Annotated in this window: 18 protein-coding genes and 1 pseudogene; 5 read left to right on the top strand and 14 right to left on the bottom strand. The window is 36.7% G+C overall.

What is annotated here, in order from left to right:
* The first annotated feature begins 60 nt into the window (after positions 1-60).
* Positions 61-1,734 (top strand): glutamine--tRNA ligase/YqeY domain fusion protein, encoded by a 1,674-nt coding sequence (locus tag RAH34_RS00865; protein ID WP_306594840.1) that lies wholly within the window; start codon positions 61-63, stop codon positions 1,732-1,734.
* A 738-nt stretch (positions 1,735-2,472) separates the two neighbouring features.
* On the opposite strand, the gene RAH34_RS00860 is transcribed toward RAH34_RS00865, so the two are convergent.
* From RAH34_RS00860 to RAH34_RS00850, 3 genes are all read right to left on the bottom strand, one after another.
* The gene (locus RAH34_RS00860) at positions 2,473-3,369 is read right to left on the bottom strand and encodes a 3-hydroxyacyl-CoA dehydrogenase (RefSeq protein ID WP_306594839.1); all 897 of its coding nucleotides are present in this window, start codon (positions 3,367-3,369) and stop codon (positions 2,473-2,475) included.
* 243 nt (positions 3,370-3,612) lie between these two features.
* The gene (locus tag RAH34_RS00855) at positions 3,613-5,541 is read right to left on the bottom strand and encodes an oleate hydratase (protein WP_306594838.1); all 1,929 of its coding nucleotides are present in this window, start codon (positions 5,539-5,541) and stop codon (positions 3,613-3,615) included.
* A gap of 89 nt (positions 5,542-5,630) precedes the next feature.
* Complete coding sequence (locus RAH34_RS00850) at positions 5,631-6,509, bottom strand: AraC family transcriptional regulator (protein WP_306594837.1); 879 nt, start codon at positions 6,507-6,509, stop codon at positions 5,631-5,633.
* A gap of 300 nt (positions 6,510-6,809) precedes the next feature.
* Here RAH34_RS00850 and RAH34_RS00845 point away from each other — a divergent pair, with 300 nt between their 5' ends.
* Positions 6,810-7,997 carry an MFS transporter gene (locus RAH34_RS00845; protein ID WP_306595408.1) on the top strand — a complete coding sequence of 396 codons (1,188 nt, stop codon included), beginning with the start codon at positions 6,810-6,812 and terminating at the stop codon, positions 7,995-7,997.
* A 91-nt stretch (positions 7,998-8,088) separates the two neighbouring features.
* Here RAH34_RS00845 and RAH34_RS00840 read toward each other — a convergent pair whose 3' ends face one another.
* Entirely contained in the window at positions 8,089-9,054 is a 966-nt protein-coding gene (locus tag RAH34_RS00840) for a YpdA family putative bacillithiol disulfide reductase (RefSeq protein ID WP_306594836.1), read from the bottom strand.
* A gap of 121 nt (positions 9,055-9,175) precedes the next feature.
* Between RAH34_RS00840 and RAH34_RS00835 the strand changes: the two genes are divergently transcribed.
* Positions 9,176-9,817, top strand: a complete 642-nt coding sequence (locus RAH34_RS00835) for a hypothetical protein (protein WP_306594835.1) — start codon at positions 9,176-9,178, stop codon at positions 9,815-9,817.
* A gap of 97 nt (positions 9,818-9,914) precedes the next feature.
* Here the strand turns inward: RAH34_RS00835 and RAH34_RS00830 are convergent, their stop codons facing one another.
* The 10 genes and pseudogenes from RAH34_RS00830 to RAH34_RS00790 form a co-directional block, all read right to left on the bottom strand.
* Positions 9,915-11,216: a glycosyl transferase family 1 gene (locus RAH34_RS00830; protein ID WP_306594834.1), complete on the bottom strand. Its 1,302-nt coding sequence runs from the start codon at positions 11,214-11,216 to the stop codon at positions 9,915-9,917.
* Between the two features lie 55 nt (positions 11,217-11,271).
* Entirely contained in the window at positions 11,272-11,388 is a 117-nt protein-coding gene (locus tag RAH34_RS22780) for a hypothetical protein (protein WP_373427978.1), read from the bottom strand.
* A gap of 23 nt (positions 11,389-11,411) precedes the next feature.
* Positions 11,412-11,579, bottom strand: a complete 168-nt coding sequence (locus RAH34_RS00825; RefSeq protein WP_306594833.1) for a GIY-YIG nuclease family protein — start codon at positions 11,577-11,579, stop codon at positions 11,412-11,414.
* A gap of 74 nt (positions 11,580-11,653) precedes the next feature.
* Complete coding sequence (locus tag RAH34_RS00820) at positions 11,654-14,185, bottom strand: YfhO family protein (RefSeq protein ID WP_306594832.1); 2,532 nt, start codon at positions 14,183-14,185, stop codon at positions 11,654-11,656.
* A 29-nt stretch (positions 14,186-14,214) separates the two neighbouring features.
* Positions 14,215-14,445: a hypothetical protein gene (locus RAH34_RS00815; protein WP_114819090.1), complete on the bottom strand. Its 231-nt coding sequence runs from the start codon at positions 14,443-14,445 to the stop codon at positions 14,215-14,217.
* Positions 14,446-14,507: 62 nt separating this feature from the next.
* Positions 14,508-15,557, bottom strand: coding sequence for a DUF6263 family protein (locus tag RAH34_RS00810; RefSeq protein ID WP_306594831.1), 1,050 nt, complete (start codon positions 15,555-15,557; stop codon positions 14,508-14,510).
* Positions 15,558-15,572: 15 nt separating this feature from the next.
* Positions 15,573-16,691, bottom strand: a complete 1,119-nt coding sequence (locus tag RAH34_RS00805) for a serine hydrolase (RefSeq protein WP_114819092.1) — start codon at positions 16,689-16,691, stop codon at positions 15,573-15,575.
* A gap of 3 nt (positions 16,692-16,694) precedes the next feature.
* The gene (gene rlmB, locus RAH34_RS00800) at positions 16,695-17,444 is read right to left on the bottom strand and encodes a 23S rRNA (guanosine(2251)-2'-O)-methyltransferase RlmB (RefSeq protein WP_062674398.1); all 750 of its coding nucleotides are present in this window, start codon (positions 17,442-17,444) and stop codon (positions 16,695-16,697) included.
* A 70-nt stretch (positions 17,445-17,514) separates the two neighbouring features.
* Positions 17,515-17,907: pseudogene (locus RAH34_RS00795) on the bottom strand (four helix bundle protein).
* A 30-nt stretch (positions 17,908-17,937) separates the two neighbouring features.
* Positions 17,938-18,408, bottom strand: coding sequence for a DinB family protein (locus RAH34_RS00790; RefSeq protein ID WP_002977558.1), 471 nt, complete (start codon positions 18,406-18,408; stop codon positions 17,938-17,940).
* Between the two features lie 251 nt (positions 18,409-18,659).
* On the opposite strand from RAH34_RS00790, the gene RAH34_RS00785 reads away from it, so the two are divergent.
* The gene (locus RAH34_RS00785; protein WP_079243966.1) at positions 18,660-19,664 is read left to right on the top strand and encodes a MoxR family ATPase; all 1,005 of its coding nucleotides are present in this window, start codon (positions 18,660-18,662) and stop codon (positions 19,662-19,664) included.
* Positions 19,664-20,122 (top strand): GNAT family N-acetyltransferase, encoded by a 459-nt coding sequence (locus RAH34_RS00780; RefSeq protein ID WP_114819093.1) that lies wholly within the window; start codon positions 19,664-19,666, stop codon positions 20,120-20,122. The genes RAH34_RS00785 and RAH34_RS00780 overlap by 1 nt, the downstream gene beginning before the upstream one ends.
* Positions 20,123-20,184: the final 62 nt, after the last annotated feature.

Below are 20,184 nucleotides of genomic sequence, written 5' to 3'. Positions count from 1 at the left end.
AAAGCTTATTTTTCCGTAACTTTGTGAAACTTTTTTTGCTAAAAAATAAAAGCTACTTTAATGGAAGAAGAAAAAAAATCACTCAATTTTATTGAGCAAATTATAGAAGATGATTTGGCAAACGGCCTGAAAAGAGATCAGATCCGTTTCCGTTTTCCACCTGAACCCAATGGTTATCTGCATGTAGGACATACAAAAGCCATCTGCATCAACTTTGGGCTGGGTGAAAAATACAATGCTCCCGTAAACCTCCGTTTCGACGATACGAACCCTGAAAAAGAAGAACAGGAATTCGTAGATTCTATCATGAAAGATGTTGAATGGTTAGGTTTCAAATGGGATAAAGTTTTGTATGCATCAGATTACTTCCAGCAGCTTTACGATTGGGCCGTGCGGTTAATTAAAGAAGGAAAGGCTTACGTAGATGAGCAGCCGTCTGAAGTGATTACCGAGCAAAGAAAAAATCCTGCAGAACCGGGAATTGAATCACCATACAGAAATCGTCCTGTTGAAGAGTCTTTGGATTTATTCGAAAGGATGAAAAACGGAGAATTTGAAAGTGGTTCAATGTCTCTTCGTGCAAAAATCGACATGGTTTCACCCAATATGAATATGCGTGACCCTGTGATGTACAGAATTTTGAATAAGCCTCACCACAGAACGGGTACAGCCTGGAAAATTTATCCAATGTATGACTGGGCTCATGGCGAGTCTGATTATATAGAACAGGTTTCACATTCACTTTGTTCTTTGGAGTTTGAAAATCACAGACCATTGTACAACTGGTATTTGGATCAGGTTTATGAAGAAGGAAGGGTGAAAAACAAGCAGAGAGAATTTGCGAGGATGAATGTTTCCTATATGATTACTTCCAAAAGAAAGCTACAGAGACTGGTAGCAGAAGGAGTGGTAACCGGATGGGATGATCCTAGAATGCCTACTATTTCTGGAATGAGAAGAAAAGGATTTACTCCTACCTCCATCAGAAACTTTATTGAAAAAGTTGGGGTGGCGAAAAGAGAAAATCTTATCGAAATCCAGCTGCTTGATTTCTGCGTACGTGAAGACCTGAATAAGGTTGCCAAGCGCGTAATGGCCGTAGTAGATCCTGTAAAATTAGTGATCGAAAACTATCCGGAAGACAGAGAAGAATGGTTAGAAACTGAAAATAATCCTGAACAGGAAAATGCAGGAACAAGAGAAGTACCATTCTCAAGAGAAATCTATATCGAACGTGAGGACTTCAAAGAGGAAGCAAACAATAAATTCTTCAGACTTAAATTAGGTGGAGAAGTTCGTTTAAAATCTGCTTACATCATCAAAGCTGAAAGAGTAGAGAAAGACGAAAATGGTGAAATTACTACCATCTATGCGACTTATGATGAGAAAAGTAAGTCAGGAAGTGGAACAGAGGAGAGTTTGAGAAAAGTAAAAGGAACTTTACATTGGGTGTCTGCAAAACATGCTATTCCTGTAGAAGTAAGAATCTACAACCAACTGTTTACAGTGGAGCAGCCTGATGCGGAAAAAGATGTAGACTTCTTAAACTTCATCAATCCTGAGTCTGTAACTACAGTGAAGGGATTTGCTGAACCAAGTCTGAAAGAAGTTGCTGTGGGAGAACCATTACAGTTCCAGAGAATCGGGTACTTTACAAAAGATCAGGATTCTACAGAAGATACGTTGGTATTTAACCGTACAGTAACGTTGAAAGATTCTTATAAACCTGAATAATTTTCAGGAATAGATCATAAACAAAAGCAGAACTTCATTTGGAGTTCTGCTTTTTTGTTTCTGTTGGAAAAAGCAAAGACGCTAAGAAGTTTATACATAGTGATTATTTTTAAGACGCAAGGAAATCGAAGATTTCCGGCAAGTGTAATGTTTATTCAATCACTATTCTTATCTCCAGGAATAAAGATTATACAATTTTATCAAAGATAAAATCCTGGCGCCTTAAAAACGATTAGAAAAAATAATTTTGCGTGTTTGCGTTTTCCAACCTATAGTTTTATAAGTCACAATTATTTTAATAGCATGTGATAAACCAAAGCCTAATCATAATTCTACTTTATTTCTGTTGGAAAACGCAAAGTCGCTAAGAAGTTTATACATAGTGATTATTTTTTAAGGCGCAAGGAAATGAAAGATTTCCAGCATGAAATAGTAAATAATAATATGTTATGATGTTCTCACAGAGTAAAAAGATTACGCAGAAGTAAACTTTCTGTTATCATCTGCTTAATTTGCAAAATCTGCGAGAAGATTTAAGATCAACAGCCTTTAATTTTATCTGAGATAAAATCCTGGCGCCTTAAAAGCGGTTTGAAAAATAAACCGGTGTCTTTGCGTTTTCCAACATACAATTTTATAAACTAAAATGACTCTTTAAAATATTTGATAAACGAAAATCAGGACTCCAAATGAAGTCCTGATTTTACCTTAATAGTTTAAAATCTGAAGTATAAGATCCTATTTCAAAAAGTCTTTGTCTTGATACGCAGGATTAGGATATTTATAAAACCCTTCCCCTGTCAATACTCCCAGTTTTCCTTTATCAATATACTCTTCTTTTAATTTTTCTACAGCTTTGATCTTTAATGGATCCTGAGTTTCCTCAGCTTCCATTTTATTAATATTATAAGCTGTTGTAATTCCCACAACATCCAGAATACCAAAAGGCCCTGCTGGTGCACCTGTAGCTACCATCCATGTCTTATCAATTGTTTCTATATCTGATACTTCATCAACCCAGAGATTGACTGCTGCGCCAAGCAAGGGAACCAGTAATGAATTGACAATATACCCAGGTTGTTCCTTCTGGATAGGTAAAGCAACCATTCCTATATCTTTTGCAAATTGGATGACTGCATCAAATACCTCCTGTGAAGTTCCCGGGTGGCGCATCACTTCTCCGGTATTATGTTTCCAGATTTCATTGGCAAAATGGAGGGCGACAAACTTCTCTGGTCTTCCTGTATCTTTTGCAAACTGGCTTGGAAGAAGGGTAGAGGAGTTTGTGGCAAAAACTGTTTTTTCAGGGGCTACCTGAGCCAGCTTATGGTAGAACTCCGTTTTGATGGCTGGATCTTCGGGAACTGCTTCTATCAGAAGATCGGCATCTTTTACGGCTTCAGCAAGGTCTGATGAATAATTGATATTTTTAAATGTGGCATCAAGTTGCTCCTTAGTTGCTCCCAAATCTTTCTGGTAAGCTTCACTTAACGCAGTAAATTTACCTTTGGCTTTTTCCAATACTTCATCATTGATATCATATATGGTAACGTTGAGACCGTGATAGGCAGTCTGGAAGGCGATCTGATATCCCAATACACCACTTCCTGCTATCGTTATATTTTTAAAATCCATGAGATTTATTTTTATATCTGTTTTAGAATAGTTGTTTGTTTTTTTAACGCAAAGATTTATAAGAACTGATTACTATTTCAAGAGGGCAAAGGCAGATAAATCTGCTTCGCAAAGTACGCTTCATCAAATCAACTTGTTGATTCTCTTCTTTGCTCCCTCTAATACATTATTATAATTCTAAACCTTTGCGTTAAAAATAAAGTATGTACTACTTTAAAACTATTGTTTTGTAAGCTAATATTTTCAATCTTTTACTCCTTTTACCCATTCCTGAAATCTGGTCAGGAAAGATTCGTGTTCTTCTTTTTCTTCCGGACGGTTGACAAGGATGTGTTCAAAATAGGTTCCTTTCAATATTTTTCTTAAAATTCCTTCTCCTAAGAAGGGTTTATAATCATTAAGAGCTTGAGTAGCTTTTAATAAATGTCTGATATCATATTGTAATGGATTGATGTCCGGAACCTGTTTGTTAAGATTCAAAAGATTGTAAACCGCTATTCTCGCCGTTCTCACAGAGCTTTCCATAGTGAAGACAACATCATTATTGGTTTCTACAAACTGTCCTACAAGACCTAAGTTGGTACATCCTTCAGGAACTACTCTCGGACGGTCTCCCATCGCTCTAGGCATAAACATAGACGTAATATAAGGCATGAACGCTGTACGTACAATGGTGTTTTCTATGACATTATCCAGTTGATCAGTCATTCCAAGGTGATAACACAGTTCGGCAAGAATTTCGTTTCCTGTACATTGAGGCATTGTTTTTTTAATATAATTACCTTCTTTATCCATCAACAAGGCATATACCCATACTACAAGGATATCATCCGGCTGAGTAGGGAAGTGTGGCTGTCTGTTGCAGGTAAAACTCATTACCCAATTGGAGTCTGTAATGGTAATAATACCTCCGGTAGCTGTTCTTCCTGAATAAGGATCATTTACACACAGTTCTTTCAGTTTTTCTGTAAAAGCAGAAGGACGGCAGGTTAATGTAGCAGATTCCCATGAAGATTTTTCAATATGGCTACAGAATTTTTCAGGTTTCCCGAACACTTCAGATTTTGCAGCCAGATTTTTCCAAAGTTTCCATCCTGCACTTTGTCCGGCGCTGCTGTTGTCTATGGTAACTTCAGGAACGGTATTATTGTCTCCGTAGAATGTACTTTCAGTCATAGACCCGGTCGTTACGATAACGTAATCATCTTTACCGATGGGTATTCTTACTTCCTCTCCATTCTGTTCAGTGATGATTCCTTCAACGGTTTTTCCTTCCGTATTGATATGAATATCAAGATCTTTTACCAATGTATTGAACTGGATCTGTACTCCTTTTTCAACCAGGAAGTTTTTTAATGGAGTTACATACGTATCGTATTGGTTGTATTTTGGGAATACCAGACATGAGAAGTCTTTCATTCCGTCAATGGCGTGGAGGAATCTGTGCATGTAGAGTTTCAGTTCCAGTAAGCTGTGCCAGTTTTCGAAGGCAAACATAGAACGCCAGAAGAACCAGAAATTACTGTTGAGGAAAGATGGAGAAAAATAATCTTCAATGGTAAGATCATCCAGCTCCTCTTTTTTCTTTAGCAGTAGTTTTACAATCGCCAGCTGATCTTTTTTCTCCAATCCGAATTTACTGAAATCCTTGATCTGTCCCTGATTGTGGATCAGTCTTGCTTTAGAATAGTTTGGGTCGTTGTCATTAACAAGACGGTATTCATCCAATACACTGTAAGGTGCAGGCAGCTCCAAAGCAGGAATATCCTGGAACATGTCCCATAAATTTTCATAGGTCATATCCATTTCTCTACCTCCACGAATGATGTAACCGTCTTTTGCGTTACCGGCTCCATCCAGAGATCCGCCTTCCACATTCAGCTGGTCAAGGAAAATAATGTTTTTGCCTGGTACACGGCCATCACGGATAAAATAATAAGCGGCAGACATACCCGCAATTCCGCTTCCTACAATATAGATTTTACTGTTTTCGTAAGACTGTAAAGGAATACCTTTGTTACGTTGATAATTTCCGATCTGATCGGAAAAAGGCATTGTTTTTTCAGGAGTGTTAATCTGAACCTCTTTACTTGAATCCGGTTCGTGGTTTACGTTTCCGAACTGGTCAGAGGCATTTAAAACTTTGTCGAATTTTGAATTGATCGTACTCATTTTGTATTGTTTTTAATTAACAGTATAAAGGTAGCTCTATTCACAAAGCGATGTATATCCCCAAGTTCAGAATTATTATCCCCAAATTCTCATGATTGAATATTTTCCTTTATTCTGTATTCTGACGGGGAAAGTGTAGTATGTTTTTTAAAGAAACGACCAAATGCCGAGGCGGAATTAAATTGTAACTCAAACGCAATTTCAGAAATCGTCATATCAGGATTTCCGAGCATGACATAAGCTTCTTTCAGTAAGGCTTCATCAATCACTTCATGAGGTGTTTTTCCGCTTGCTTTTTTTATGATTTCAATGAGGTATTTATTGGAAACATGAAGCTGATCCGCATAAAACTGAACGGTTCGTTCCCGGTTGATATTTTCTCTGATCAGCTTGCCGAACTTCAGATAGAGATCTTTTTTTTCTTCTTTTTTTGCCGGATCTGCAGAAGTCTGCTGTTCTATAATCTCAGCGGTCTCCAGCAGCAGATTGAAAATAATAGTGCGTATAATTTCTTCTGTAAACTTCCCTTCCTTCTGAGATTTTTTATCAAGATAATCCAGAAGGTTCTGAAGGAGTGATGAGTTTTTTTCACAAGTCTTTATAATGCTGTAGGAACCTTTAGAGAAAAGATTCATTTTCTCGATGATGAAAGGATTGGAGATATTTTTAATCAGAAAATTCTTGTCAAAGAACAGCAGTTTCATTGTGAAATCATCGCTGGTTTTTCCAAATTTTACAATCGTAGATGGTGCAGCGATAAGAAAACTGTGAACATCTACTTTATATTTCTGACGATCGATCTCAATATTGATTTCTCCGGCAGTACAGACACACAGCGCATAGTAATCCATTCTGAAGGGAGCCTTTGGAAATTCAAAAATGGGTTTTCCGGAAGAAATATAGTAGGATTGCCGGCAGTCAATACTGTAAAAGGATAGCGTGTCATGTAAATTTTCGTAGGTTACCATTCTCAGTATCGGTTAAATTTTTATTGTGTTTTTAAGTATTTTTAGTTTGTAAACGCTTGTTGTTACTGCAATTTACGATTTTTATGAAAGTTTTTTGGTTTTATATGTTAAAAAAACATTTTATTCAGGATGTATTTGAAATTGTGTTGTAAGAGATGTTATTGATAAAAAAGAGGTTTAAATAAGGGCTTTTTGGCTTATTTTTATCTAATTTTGCACTTTCAAATTCCCCAAAATATTATTGTGAGACTCATTAACGTATATACGAGTTCTTTTAAAGGACTCTCGCAGGAGAGTTGGATGCTGGCGTTGGTAATGCTCATCAACAGGGCCGGTTCTATGGTACTTCCGTTTCTGGGAGTTTATATGACGAATCATTTGCATTTCAGTATTGAAAATTCCGGAATTGTACTGAGCTTTTTTGGAATAGGTTCGGTTATCGGATCATGGTTAGGTGGAATGATTACGGACAAAATAGGTGAGTACAGGGTACAGAGTCTGAGCTTACTTCTCAGTGTGCCCTTATTCTGTATGATTCCTCTCTTTACTACTGAAGCTGGTCTGGCGGGAATTATTTTAGCCCAAAGTATTGTAAGCGAAACTTTTCGTCCTGCGAACTCGGTGGCGATTACCAAATATGCAAAACCTGAAAATATTACCCGAGCTTTCTCACTGAACCGTATGGCCGTAAATCTTGGGTTTTCTATTGGTCCTGCGCTGGGTGGTATTTTGTCGGCTATTTCTTATGAATTTCTGTTTTTCAGTAATGCACTGGCTGCTTTGCTGGCGGGATTAATGTATATCTGGTTCTTTAAAGGCCGTGCAAGACTGGCGAAAGAGAAAGCGAAAAAAGTAAAAGAAGTGATCATTATTAAAAAAGAAAGTTCTCCTTACCGCGATAGTAAATTTTTGATTTACTGTGTATTCTGTATGCTGTTTTCCATATGTTTCTTTCAGTTGTTCAGTACTCTGACCATATTTTATAAGGATACAGCACATTTAAGTCAGCAAAATATCGGATACATTCTGGGATACAGCGGTTTCCTGATTGTATTGTTGGAAATGGGATTGGTACAGATCGCTGAAAAGTATTTTACTTTAGCCTTTACAATGCTGTTCGGAACTTTCCTGTGTGGTGTTTCCTATGCAATGCTGGCATTTGATTACAGTATAATTACCCTTGTGTTGTCTATGACATTGCTTTGTGTGGGAGAAATATGGACACTTCCATTTATGTCTACTATTACAGCATTACGTTCGGGAGAAAACAATAAAGGAGCTTATATGGGATTGAACGGAATGTCTTTTTCCATTGCATTTATCATTACGCCTTATATAGGAACACTGATTGCAGAAAAGGCAGGATTTAATGTATTATGGATCGGAACCGGGCTGCTTGCCGTATTTATTGCCATTGGTTTTTATTTTATCATTCCGTGGATGCTTGGGGATAAAAATAAAACTGAAGCTGAAGAAGGGATTGTATAATACTTTTAATTCGTGAGTTTTATAATAAAAGGGTTCGGGCAATTTCGTAGAAATTGCCCGAACCCTTTTATTATATATTAGTTGTTGAAAATTAAGATTTTGAAATAATCGAATTAATAATCATATTCGCATGAATCCTGGAGTTTTCAATGAACCAGAGGTGAGTGTCTTTCCCTCCGCAAACTACTCCTGCAAGATAGAGATTAGAAATATTGGTTTCCATGGTTTCAGGATGGTAAAAAGGATTCAGACAATCTCCATGAAGTTCAATCCCTGAATTTCTCAGGAAATCAAAATCCGGAAGGTAGCCGGTCATAGCCAGTACGAAATCATTGTCAATTTCATGAGTTTCTCCTTTCTCATCTTTAAAAACAACAGAATTTTCTTTAATTTCCATCATTTCGGCATTAAAATGGGCTTTAATGCTCCCTTCGGCAATTCTGTTTTCAATATCCGGTTTTACCCAATATTTTACACTTTTTGAAATCTCAGCATGGCGGACAATCATCGTTACTTCAGCTCCTTTTCTGTAGGTTTCCAGTGCAGCATCTACAGCAGAATTACTTGATCCTACTACTACAATTTTCTGTTGTGCGTAAGGATAAGGCTCGGTATAATAATGTTTGACCTTCGGAAGATTTTCTCCTGGAATATTCATAAGATTAGGAATATCATAGAAACCGGTAGCAATAACTACATTTTTAGCCTGATAAATTGCTTTGGTAGTTTTGATTTCAAATATTTCATCCTTTTTCAAGATATTCAAAACCCTTTCATAAAGATTGATATTCAGATTTTTTTGTCTTGCAATACCCTGATAGTATTCCAGAGCTTCCTGTCTTCCCGGCTTTGGAGCCGTAGAAATAAATGGCACTTCATCAATTTCCAGTTTTTCTGCAGTAGAGAAGAAACGCATATATAAAGGGTAATTGTATAGTGAGTTGACAATCGTTCCTTTTTCTATAATTACATGACTAAGATTGTTTTTTTGAGCTTCAAGGGCGCAGTTTAAACCGATGGGTCCGGCCCCGATAATCAGAATATCCAACATTTCCATCTAACAAATGTACGACTGAAATTATAAATTATCAATAATGAATGATGAATTTGTGATTGTTTACTTCTTCTAGTGCTTGGCATCAGTTTTGGTGTTTTTTACCAATTTCAAAATGTAAACTATGAAAAAAGTATTGATTGCGGTATTCGCCCTGACTATGATTGTCGCCTGTAAAAAAGAAGCCGGAAAACCTGTTCCCGGTGAAATAGATTCCATCGCACAAAATAAAACAGACAGTGCAGGTATTGTTCAGAGTAATGCTGAGAAAGAAGCTGTTTTAAAGCAGGCTAATGATGAGGTGCTGAAAGCACTGAAAGCTAAAGATTATGCAACTTTTGCATCCTTAATTCATCCGCAAAAAGGAGTCCGGTTTTCAATGTATGCTTTTGTTAATCTGAAGGAGGACAAGCATTTTTCTAAAGCAGATTTTGAAAAATACCAGCCTACCAAAACATTGTTTACCTGGGGTGCACAAGATGGCTCAGGTGATCTTTATAAAGCAACAATTAATGATTATCTTGGTAAATGGGTGTTTTCTAAAGATTTTACAACATCACAATATTCACTGAATAAATTTATCGGAGGAGGTAATTCCCTGAATAATTTAAAGGAGATTTATCCTAAAGCTGATTTCACGGAAAATTATATCAAAGGAACAGAAAAATATAGCGAAATGGATTGGAAAACCGTTCGTTTTGTATTTGAAGAATTTCAGGGTAAATATTACCTGATTGCTGTTGTGAATGACCAGTGGACGATATAGAAGTTAGAAGTTAGAAGTTAGAAGTTAGAAGTTAGAAGTTAGAAGCTGGTAAATGGAATAAACTTCCAGTTTTCAGCCTCCAACTTCCTTTCTTTTTTTATTTCAAAACTTCAGTCAGTTGCTTTGTAAGATTTTTTCTTGAAAACTGTTCAATATGCTGGGTGTTTTCACGAAGACTGCCGTTTTTCCACAGCTCATATTTTTCAAGAATAAACATTTTAATGGTTTCAGTATCCTGATAACTGAAATGTTTTCCTGCCTGCGTTTCTTCGAGAATTTTTGCAACATCCGCTTTGTCCGGACCGAATGACAGGATCTGTTTTCCTGAAGCCAGATATTCAAATATCTTTCCGGGGATAATTCCTTTTGAAGAATCATTCGGGAAATTGGTGATAAGAAGCAAATCTGAATTTTGCATTTCTTCAACAGCTTTCCCATGGGCAAGATATCCGAGATTCAGGATATGATTTTTCAGACTTGAATTTTCGATAGCCTGAAGGATTTTATCATCTATTCTTCCTACAAATTTCAACTTAAAATCAGCTGCAAATTCAGGATTTTCTTTCACCAGTTCGTCAAGTGCTTTCCAAAGATTTTCAGGGTTTCTCAGCTGTTCCAAAACCCCGATATAGCTTAGCGTAAATGCCTGTTCAATTTGAGAATTTTTTTGTTCTTCTGCTTTTTCGCTTGAATCACTTTCATCAAATCCATTCGTAATACAAACGGCATTAGCTCCCGCTTTGCTGAAATTTTCAGCATCAGTATAACTTGTCGCTAAGGTAATGTCCGCATTCTTAAATACAGCACTTTCCAGCTGGCGGTGTTTTTTATCTGAACTTTTGGTTAATTTCAGATGTTTATAATAAGAAATTTCTGTCCATGGATCACGGAAATCGGCAATCCATTTGAGCTCCGGCATTTTATTTTTAAGCCCCAAACCAATCAGATGAAGTGAGTGAGGTGGGCCGGAAGTAACGATAGTATCTATTTTATTTTCTTTCAGGTATTTTTCCAGAAATGTAACGGAAGGTTTTACCCAAAAAACTCTGGCATCCGGAATAAAAAAATTACCTCTTACCCAAATCGAAAGTTTAGATTTCCAGCTTTGGTTTTTGCCTACATCAAATTGTCCGGCTTTGAATTTTTTATTGCTCTTATTCAGTTTTTCAGCCAGTTGATAAGGTTCCCATATTTTGGTTCTTACCATCTCAATATTTTCCGGAACATCTTTCATCAGTGTTTCGTCCAGCAATGGATAACTTGGATTTTCCGGAGTATAGATGATCGGTTTCCAGCCAAAATCAGGCAGATATTTTGCAAACTTCAGCCATCTTTGAACACCAGGACCTCCCGCAGGAGGCCAGTAATAGGTGATAATCAGTATTTTCTTTTGTTCCATTTATTTTCTTAATGGTCTTTGTCATTCTGAACGAAGCGTAGCGCAGTGAAGAATCTCACTCTATCTCTTCATTGAGAAATTTCCAATCTGGATTGAATTCTTTAATTAAGTTTTCTTTCTTTTGTCTGGTCCAGCCTTTTATTTGTTTCTCTCTATTTATTGCTGTCTCAATGTCACCAAAATGTTCAAAATATATTAAATAAAAACATTTATATCTTGAGGTGAAGCTTTTTTCAATAGCTTCAGGGTTTTATGCCAATATAATTTGTTCTTCAAATCGTTGGTAACCCCTGTGTATAATACTGTCTTTGTTTTATTAGTCAGTATATAAACATAGTAATTATGAGTACCTAACGTTTTCATATTTGATTTTGAGATTCTTCATTACGCTATGCTTCATTCAGAATGACATACTTCAATAATTATTTTAAGCTTTTTTATTCAGCTACAATCTCTTTTTTCTTCTTCTTATTCATCCAGAAAATTCCAAATGCAGCCAACAGGATAAATAATCCGAATGAAAGAAGAGAAACCCATTTTCCTTTTTCAATCACTTCAGGTTCAAAAACCATTCTGATGTGGTGATTTCCTGCCGGAACATGTACTGCACGAAGTAAATAATCTGCTTTGATGTAAGGAACTTCTTTTTCGTCTACCAGAACTTTCCATCCGTGAGGATAATACACTTCGGAAAATACAGCCAATTGAGGCGTTTTCGACTGAGATTTAAACTCAAGTTCGTTAGGCTGGTATTTCGTTAGGTTGATAAATGCTGTAGAATCTGCCTGAACAGGTTTGTTATCAAAATAGGATTTGTCAGATGAAGCAATGACAGCCGTTTTCTTGTTGTCAATAGTTCCGATAGCTTTAATTTCCTGATTAGGAGTATCTGCAAATTTTAAATCACTTACAAACCATGCATTACCATTGGCTTTAGGATTAGGAACAACCTGTGGCTGCTCAGGACCTCCGAAAACCATGTATTTTGCATTCAATAAGTTTAATACATTAGGTGTTTTTACACTGTCAATACTATTGATGTACTCATTCAGTACATCATCATATCTTCTTAATTTTACAGCGTGATAACCACCGATGGAAGCTTTAAAATAAGAGGTATTGGTTTCACTGGTTACTCCCAATGTCTGGTTGTAAATTCTGTAGTGTGTTTTATCTTTTTCAGCAATAGTTTCCAATGTTTTGTTGATGTTGACATTGGATAAAATAGATTCCAGATTCGGATTTCCCTGCACTTTTTCAGCCAACAGGTCTGAACTTTCAGTCTGGAAAGGATTTTCAGCAAAGATTTTATCTACGTAGTTTTCGTCATTTAAATAACGTTTGTTTACCGTCCAAAGGTCGAATAAACTTACAAGTCCGATCACTACCAAAGCAATATTCTGGTTCAGCTTTTTCTTTAAAGTTAAGAATAATGCAGCCGCAGTAATCGCTACATAAATGAATGCTTTTATGGCATCTATTCTGAATAATTTATATCTTTCATCTACAAGATAATCAAGCAGGAAAGGAGGGAAGTAGGTCTTTTCGCTTTCTGTAGCAAAACCTAACAATGATTTTCCAAAGATTAAAAGAATCAATAAAAATCCTAACGTTCCACCTCCTACATACATAAGGATCTTTTGTTTGTATTCTTCAGTCAGTTTCTCATCTGTAAAGAATCTGTATAATCCCAGAATAGCAATTAACGGGAATAATAACTCTACCACAACTAAGATTGAAGAAGGAGCTCTGAATTTATTATAGAACGGTACATAATCGATAAAGAAATCAGATAATGGCATAAAGTTACTTCCCCAAGCCAGTAAAATGGTCAGGATGGAAGCTCCCAAAATCCAATAACGGTATTTTTTTGAAGCAAAAAAGAATCCTAATAGGGCAAGGAAACATACGATAGCTCCCTGATAAGCAGGTCCTGATGTTCCCGGCTGGTCTCCCCAGTAAGTAACCCCACTGAAACCTTTGGAAATTCTATCCATTTCAGCCTGTGAACCTACATTTTCCTGAACCAGTTCCTGAACTCTGTTCATGATTTCTTTTCCTTCAGGTTCCTGGCTGCCGCCACCCATTAATCTTGGAATGAAAAGGTTTAAAGTTTCCAGTTGCCCGTAGCTCCACATCAGCATACTCTCTTTGTCCATTCCGGATTTTCCTGAAGTATGGCTGTCGTTATTTAAAATCTGCTTTCCACGAACTGTTTCTTTTACATATTCAGAATTGGCCATGATTCTTTGTGAATTCATTCCAACTCCGATAATACATGATGCAGCAATAATTCCTGATGAAATAAGGAAATGCTTCATCGGTGTCTTTTTCTGGATCGCTCTGATCAGTTCAGAAAGGAATAAGAATCCTAATGCAATGAACAGATAATAGGTCATCTGTGGGTGGTTCGCAGCAATTTGAAGCCCCATAAAAAGGGTAGTGACAATGAAGCCCCAGATGTATTGTTTTCTGATGTACACCAGTAAAATACCGGCCAGCAACGGAGCAAAATATTCAATGGTATTGACTTTACCATTATGTCCCGCTGCAATAATAATGTAAAAATAGGTTGAAAGCCCGAAGAAAGTGGCTCCTAAGAGAGCGTACTTCCAGTTTCTGACCACTACCATTCCCAAAAGGAAAAAACCTGCAAATAGCAGGAAGAGATAATTGACCGGCCTTGGCAGGAAATTCAGATTGCTGTCGATTTTTTTGATGATGTCGCCTTTGAACTGGCTTCCCATCTGATAAGTCGGCATTCCTCCAAACATGGAGTCACTCCAGTAGGTTTCATTTCCGGTATTGGCTCTATAGTCGAGCAGTTCTTTTGCTCCTCCTCTGTACTGCACAATATCGTGCTGGAAAAGCTGTTTTCCTGAAAATACAGGAGTGGAATATAAAAATGCTAAAACTATAAATACTACTAATGAAGCTGCAATATAAATTAAGTTTTTATTTTTTGCCATGCTGGTTATTATCTTTTATTTCTTGGAATTTACCTTTTGTCATTACTCTCTTTCACCTCTTCATAGTCTACAGTTTCTGCATCCCACTTAAGGTTTTGTTGGTTATTCTTATTCGAGTTGTGTAGATCCTGCTGTCTGTTATTCTGGTTATCATTATTGAAACGATAGCTGTAAAATGTCTTAAAGAAAATTCTTTTCAGAATATTCCAGACAAAGAAAATAATAATGGCAGTGAGTACTAACTCAAGAATGTACTTCATAATTTAAAAAATTTAAAGTTCAGGGGTTAAAGTATATTGTAAACCCTGAATGTTTACTTCAGTTATTTAGCAGATGGGTTTACCATTACCGAAGAATTGGAAACGCTTTTCATAGACTGAGATTGTTTTCCATCGGAAATGGTTTCTATCTGAGTTGTTTTTACGTTGATATTCTGGTTGGTAATCCATCCTGTGCTTTCGTCAAACTTAATGGTTCCGTTCTGAACCAGTTCACTGCTCAGGCTGTGGGTGATAGGTCCCTGAGCTTTCTTCTCCGTTTTCTTAGGAATCCCGCCGGTTACTGCAATTTCTGCCGCTCCGTTTCCTAGGCTTTTCAGTACATAATTAGAGGTTACTTTTACGTTTCCGCTTGGGTCGGCATTTTCAGAAGTAGACCATTTTTCTCCTATTTTTATTCCTTTTTTAGGAATAATCATCAGGTTTTTGTGGAACTGATCTTTCAATACCTTTTCGTTGAAAGATTGTTTAAGGCTTGCTACTACGCTTGCTTTTTCATTGGCATCCTTGATCAGGGTGCCTACAGCATTACCTACTTTGGTGTAAACAGCATCAAATCCTGTAATAGAAATCACATTTCCTTTGGTATCCATCTTCATCTGAAGTTTGTTTCCGGTAAGTGCTTTGTTGACGTTCCAGATCATTTTAAGATCGTCTTCTTTTGGAAGAGGAAGTTTGGTGTCTACTACTACCGTTTTTCCCTGTGCAGACTGAGAGCTTCTCTTTGCTACAAGGTTAAGAGTCATCTCATATACATTTCCTTTGATATCATCCACTACAAAATTCATCTCATCTGTAGATTCGCTGGTAGCGGTAATGGATTTCCCCTGAGGATCAGTCATAGTCTTCACATCTCTCTGATAAGTGGTAAGAGGATATGTTTTTCCTTTTTCCAGCTTGAAAGTCTGTGTAATAACTCCCGCAGAATCTTTAATAGCCGGGTTTTCTGCAACTTTCGCTACAGAATCAGCAGGAACTTCTACCGTTACTGTCTTTCCGGTTTTAGGATCTACTTTTGTTATTTTTGCCGTTTCTTTTTTACAAGAAACAAGAGCTATCGATGATATAAGCGCAAGCGCTGCAATGTTCTTCATTTGATTTTTTTAACTTTATTTTTTACTACTATTTCTTAATAAATGATCTGCAATGTCGTGCAGTTTCCCCTGGGACTCTCCATCAGATTCATTGGAAAGTACTACCACTCCCATTTTTTTTGAAGGATAAACCTGAAGTACGCTTGAAAAACCAAATGTACCTCCTGTATGATAAACGGTTTGAGTTCCATCTTCATAGGTGTGTAATCTCCAGTACAGTCCAATGGCATCTCCTTCACTTTTTACAAAAGGCGTATGGGATGTTTTCACATATTTATTGTTCTCATCCAGATGATACTGCATGTATTTCACCAGATCTCCTGTAGTAGAAATGATTCCTCCTGCGGGAGCAAAAATGGTTGTGAAATTTCTGGGCATTACCTTTCCTTTTTCGTTATAACAAGTCAATAGGTGTGCAGAATTCGTACCAATAATGGTATGATCCATTTTCAGAGGCTTTGTAATATACTCTGAAAGCAGGTTTTCATAGCTTGTATGATATACTTTTTCAAGGATATCCCCGGCAATCTGTGTTCCTACATTGGAATATTTATACTCTGTTCCGGGTACAAAATCCACTTTAGCCTGATGAAGATCCTCATAAAAATTCTTTTTTGAATAGTTTTTATAAAAATCTGACAGTGCCAGGGCGACAGAGTCCATTGGCTTTTTGAATGTTTCAGATTGATCCGGCAGAAACTGTGGCAATCCTGATGAATGATTGGTTAGATTCCCAATCGTTATTGGATGCTTTTCAAATTCAAGATTAGGATAATCTCCTATATATTTCCGGATATCATCATCCATTTTGATTTTACCATCTGCTAAAGCATGAGCCAGAAGTGTTCCGGTAAAGGTCTTGGTGATGGATGCAATCTCATATGGACTTTGGGAGGTTGGAAGCTCTGATTTCCCTATCTCCGTTGTACCATAATTATAAAAATAACTTTTACCATCTTTAAAAATACCTATTGAAAGTCCCACGCGTGCAGGATTCTGCATATAAGCGAGAGCTTCTTTCTGAACCATCTTATCAAGATCAGTCGTAAGACGGTTGTCTGTTGCTATTTTTTTTGTCTGCGCATTAAAAGCTAACGGAACAAAAAATAAGGGTAAAAGTGATTGTATTTTCATGGTTTACGGATTGGGTATCACGGACATTTTCTGTCTTACCGCTTCATACAAAATCGCTCCACATGCTACAGAAACATTCAGGGACTGAGTTTTTCCTTCAATAGGAAGTTTTATTTTTTCATCAGCATGATGCAATACTTCTTTAGAAATTCCGGTTTCCTCATTTCCCATAACGATAGCACATGGCTCAGTCATATTTACATCATAGATTAACTTCTGAGCTTTTTCGCTGGCTGCATATACGGAAATTCCGCTTTGCTGAAGGAAGTCTACCGTGTGGGCAAGATTGTTTTCCTTACATATTTTGATATTATAGATCGCTCCGGCAGAAGTTTTAATCGCATCGGAATTGATAGGTGCAGCTCCTTTTTCAGGAATGATAACGGCATCTATTCCTACACATTCTGCAGTTCTGCAGATGGCTCCGAAGTTTCTAACATCAGTAAGTCTGTCCAGAATCAAAAGAAATGGTGTTTTTCCCTGCTCGAATAACTGTGGAACAATATCCTCCACTTTATGAAACGGTACATCCGAAATAAAAGCAACCACACCCTGGTGGTTTTTTCTTGTAAAACGGTTCAGTTTTTCAACCGGAACATAGTTGGGACGGATTTTATTTTTCGCTAAAATGGCTTTTAATTCAGCATAAATAGGACCCTGAAGTGCATTTTGCACAAAGATCTTGTCAATCGTTTTTCCCGCTTCAATTGCTTCAATCACGGGACGCAGCCCGAAAATAAAATCGTCTTTCATTGAGTTGTTAAAATTTTATGTTTAAGGTTCAATGTTCATTGTTTAAAGTTCAAAGTTTAAAGTTTTGAATTTAAGGTTTGTACTTTGTTCCTTTTAAATCTGTTGTATTTAAATATTTTATAAAAGAGCTGATCTTTTTACTTAACGTTTCAGTCTGCTCAATTAATGTTTCAAATTTTTCCTGCGAAATAAAACTTCTGTCAAAAACCCATACAATTGTGATCTGGCTTCTCCACAGGAAGCTTTCGCAATAGAAAGAAATTGTATAAATTCTCTATTCCCGTTTCTTTCAAATCCTTCGGCAATATTATCCATTACAGACCCCCGAAGATCCATCAATTTGATTGCTAAGTTTAAAATTATTCTTAAGGTTGGTAGATTCAATAATATTATAAATTTCGTTACATAGTTGTCGGGATAATTTCCAGATCTCTAAATCCTCAAATCTATTAATAGTCCCCATAACCTTAAACTTTAAATCTTAAACTTTGAACTAATACTTCTCTCCTAAAATTGCTCTTTTCTGTGCCATCACATATCCATAGTGAAGGCTTTCATGCATATTGTTGAAGATAATGGCATCCTGAATGCTTTTCAGATCCATCCCGAAACTTGTGGTGTAAGGCGTGTAATCTGAGAAGAAATCACTGTCATAATCCTTCATTAGAATCTTTGAAGTTTCTGTAAGTAAAAATTCTAAATCTTCCACTTCTGATTTCTGAACATTTAAGTTGGGCAAAGTCCCTTTCTTGTAGGTTTCAATCCAATACTTGTCAATACGGAAAGGATTTCCGCTCAGGTAATAGTGCAGTAGCTGTTGTGTAGCAACAGTATGGGCAATATTCCAGTAAATATTGTTGTTGAAACCATCCGGAATCAGGATCAGATCTTCATGAGAGGTATTCTGAAGAATATCTAAAAGGTTTTTTCTTACCTGTCTGTGTGCTTGAAAATGATAATTCATTTTGCAAAATTTTTAATCACCAAAAATAGTTTAATAAACTGGAAATGACAATTTTTGAGCAGGAGATTAAAGCAAATTTTATATATTTTTATGAAAAAATCAGATCATACTATTGAGTTTTAAGACTTCAGCAGTTCTGCAAGTTGTATCAATACGGGATTTTTTAACAAACTTTAACTCAAAAATGGCATTTATTATGTTGATTAATGCAAGTATTTATCAGAAATTTACCACTTATTTTAAACCAAGCTATGTCAGAGATATATCAAGCTGAAGATATCCGCCAATTGACGGAAAAAGTAAAAGAAAAAAACTACTTATTTTCTCTTCTGAGACAGGAAATCAACAAAGTTATTATTGGACAGGAATACATGGTAGACCGTCTTTTGGTAGGGCTTTTGGGAAATGGACATGTCCTTCTTGAAGGAGTACCCGGACTGGCTAAAACCTTAGCGATAAAAACACTGGCAGATGCTGTTCATGGAGATTTTTCAAGGATTCAGTTTACCCCGGATTTGCTTCCTGCAGATGTAGTAGGAACTATGATCTTTAATATCAAAGACAACGATTTCTCTATAAAAAAAGGACCTGTATTTGCGAACTTTGTTCTGGCGGATGAGATCAACCGTGCACCGGCAAAAGTACAGTCGGCACTTCTGGAAGTGATGCAGGAAAAACAGGTGACCATTGGTGATGAAACGATGAAACTTCCAAAACCATTCCTGGTATTGGCAACACAAAACCCTATTGATCAGGAAGGAACTTATTTGCTGCCTGAGGCACAAAGCGACCGTTTTATGTTGAAGTGTACCATAGATTATCCTGCTTTTGAAGACGAAAGGCAGGTGATGAGAATGGTTTCAACATCACATCAGCCTACGGTAAAACCTGTAATATCTCTTCAGGATATTGTAGATGCAAAAGAACTGATCAACCAGATCTATCTCGACGAAAAAATTGAAAAATATATCCTGGATATGGTGTTTGCAACACGTTATCCGGAAAATTATGGTCTTTCTGAACTTAAAAATTATATCAGTTTCGGAGCTTCTCCAAGAGCATCCATCAACCTTGCAATAGCATCAAGAGCGTATGCGTTCTTAAAAGGAAGAGCATTTGTCATTCCGGAAGATGTAAAAGCATTGGCAAAAGATGTATTGAGACACAGAATGGGCTTAACCTTTGAAGCTGAAGCGGAAGAGATTTCAACTGAAGAAATTATCAATAGAATTTTAGCAAAAATCCAGGCACCATAATGAGTGATGTAATTATAAGAAAAGCGGTTCTGGAGGACTGTTCTTCCATGTTAGATTTGATAAAAGAATTGGCGGAATATGAAAAATCACTGCATGAAGTAACCGTGACTTTGGATGATTTTATTCAGGATGGTTTCGGAACTTCTCCTGTGTGGGGAGCTTTCGTGGCAGAATATGAAGGAGAAATAGTTGGAATATCCCTGTATTATGACAGATATTCAACATGGAAAGGAAGAAGGCTTTATCTTGAAGATCTGGTAGTAACTGAAAAGCTAAGAGGAAAGCAGATTGGAAAGAAATTATTTGATGCGACACTGGAATATGGCCAAACCAATAATTACAGTGGAATGGTGTTCCAGGTATTGAACTGGAATGAACCAGCCATCAATTTTTATAAAAAATACAATACAAAGTTTGATAATGAGTGGTCGAACGTATCCATTGAGTTTAAAGACTAACTCAAAACCAGGATTCCGCACCCAACATTAAACTTTGAATTTTAAACCTTGAATTTTAAATT

The organism is Chryseobacterium sp. WLY505, assembly GCF_030846215.1.
Classification (GTDB): Bacteria; Bacteroidota; Bacteroidia; order Flavobacteriales; family Weeksellaceae; genus Chryseobacterium.
Note: the sequence above shows the minus strand (reverse complement) of the source record. Positions and strands in the feature narration are given on the sequence as shown.

Bases quoted from the DNA above. Each gene is read 5' to 3' on its own strand.
- RAH34_RS00865 (WP_306594840.1), top strand. From the start codon at position 61: ATGGAAGAAGAAAAAAAATCACTCAATTTTATTGAGCAAATTATAGAA.
- RAH34_RS00860 (WP_306594839.1), bottom strand. From the start codon at position 3,369: ATGGATTTTAAAAATATAACGATAGCAGGAAGTGGTGTATTGGGATAT.
- RAH34_RS00855 (WP_306594838.1), bottom strand. From the start codon at position 5,541: ATGAGTACGATCAATTCAAAATTCGACAAAGTTTTAAATGCCTCTGAC.
- RAH34_RS00850 (WP_306594837.1), bottom strand. From the start codon at position 6,509: ATGGTAACCTACGAAAATTTACATGACACGCTATCCTTTTACAGTATT.
- RAH34_RS00845 (WP_306595408.1), top strand. From the start codon at position 6,810: ATGCTGGCGTTGGTAATGCTCATCAACAGGGCCGGTTCTATGGTACTT.
- RAH34_RS00840 (WP_306594836.1), bottom strand. From the start codon at position 9,054: ATGGAAATGTTGGATATTCTGATTATCGGGGCCGGACCCATCGGTTTA.
- RAH34_RS00835 (WP_306594835.1), top strand. From the start codon at position 9,176: ATGAAAAAAGTATTGATTGCGGTATTCGCCCTGACTATGATTGTCGCC.
- RAH34_RS00830 (WP_306594834.1), bottom strand. From the start codon at position 11,216: ATGGAACAAAAGAAAATACTGATTATCACCTATTACTGGCCTCCTGCG.
- RAH34_RS00825 (WP_306594833.1), bottom strand. From the start codon at position 11,579: ATGAAAACGTTAGGTACTCATAATTACTATGTTTATATACTGACTAAT.
- RAH34_RS00820 (WP_306594832.1), bottom strand. From the start codon at position 14,185: ATGGCAAAAAATAAAAACTTAATTTATATTGCAGCTTCATTAGTAGTA.
- RAH34_RS00815 (WP_114819090.1), bottom strand. From the start codon at position 14,445: ATGAAGTACATTCTTGAGTTAGTACTCACTGCCATTATTATTTTCTTT.
- RAH34_RS00810 (WP_306594831.1), bottom strand. From the start codon at position 15,557: ATGAAGAACATTGCAGCGCTTGCGCTTATATCATCGATAGCTCTTGTT.
- RAH34_RS00805 (WP_114819092.1), bottom strand. From the start codon at position 16,691: ATGAAAATACAATCACTTTTACCCTTATTTTTTGTTCCGTTAGCTTTT.
- rlmB (WP_062674398.1), bottom strand. From the start codon at position 17,444: ATGAAAGACGATTTTATTTTCGGGCTGCGTCCCGTGATTGAAGCAATT.
- RAH34_RS00790 (WP_002977558.1), bottom strand. From the start codon at position 18,408: ATGAATTATCATTTTCAAGCACACAGACAGGTAAGAAAAAACCTTTTA.
- RAH34_RS00785 (WP_079243966.1), top strand. From the start codon at position 18,660: ATGTCAGAGATATATCAAGCTGAAGATATCCGCCAATTGACGGAAAAA.
- RAH34_RS00780 (WP_114819093.1), top strand. From the start codon at position 19,664: ATGAGTGATGTAATTATAAGAAAAGCGGTTCTGGAGGACTGTTCTTCC.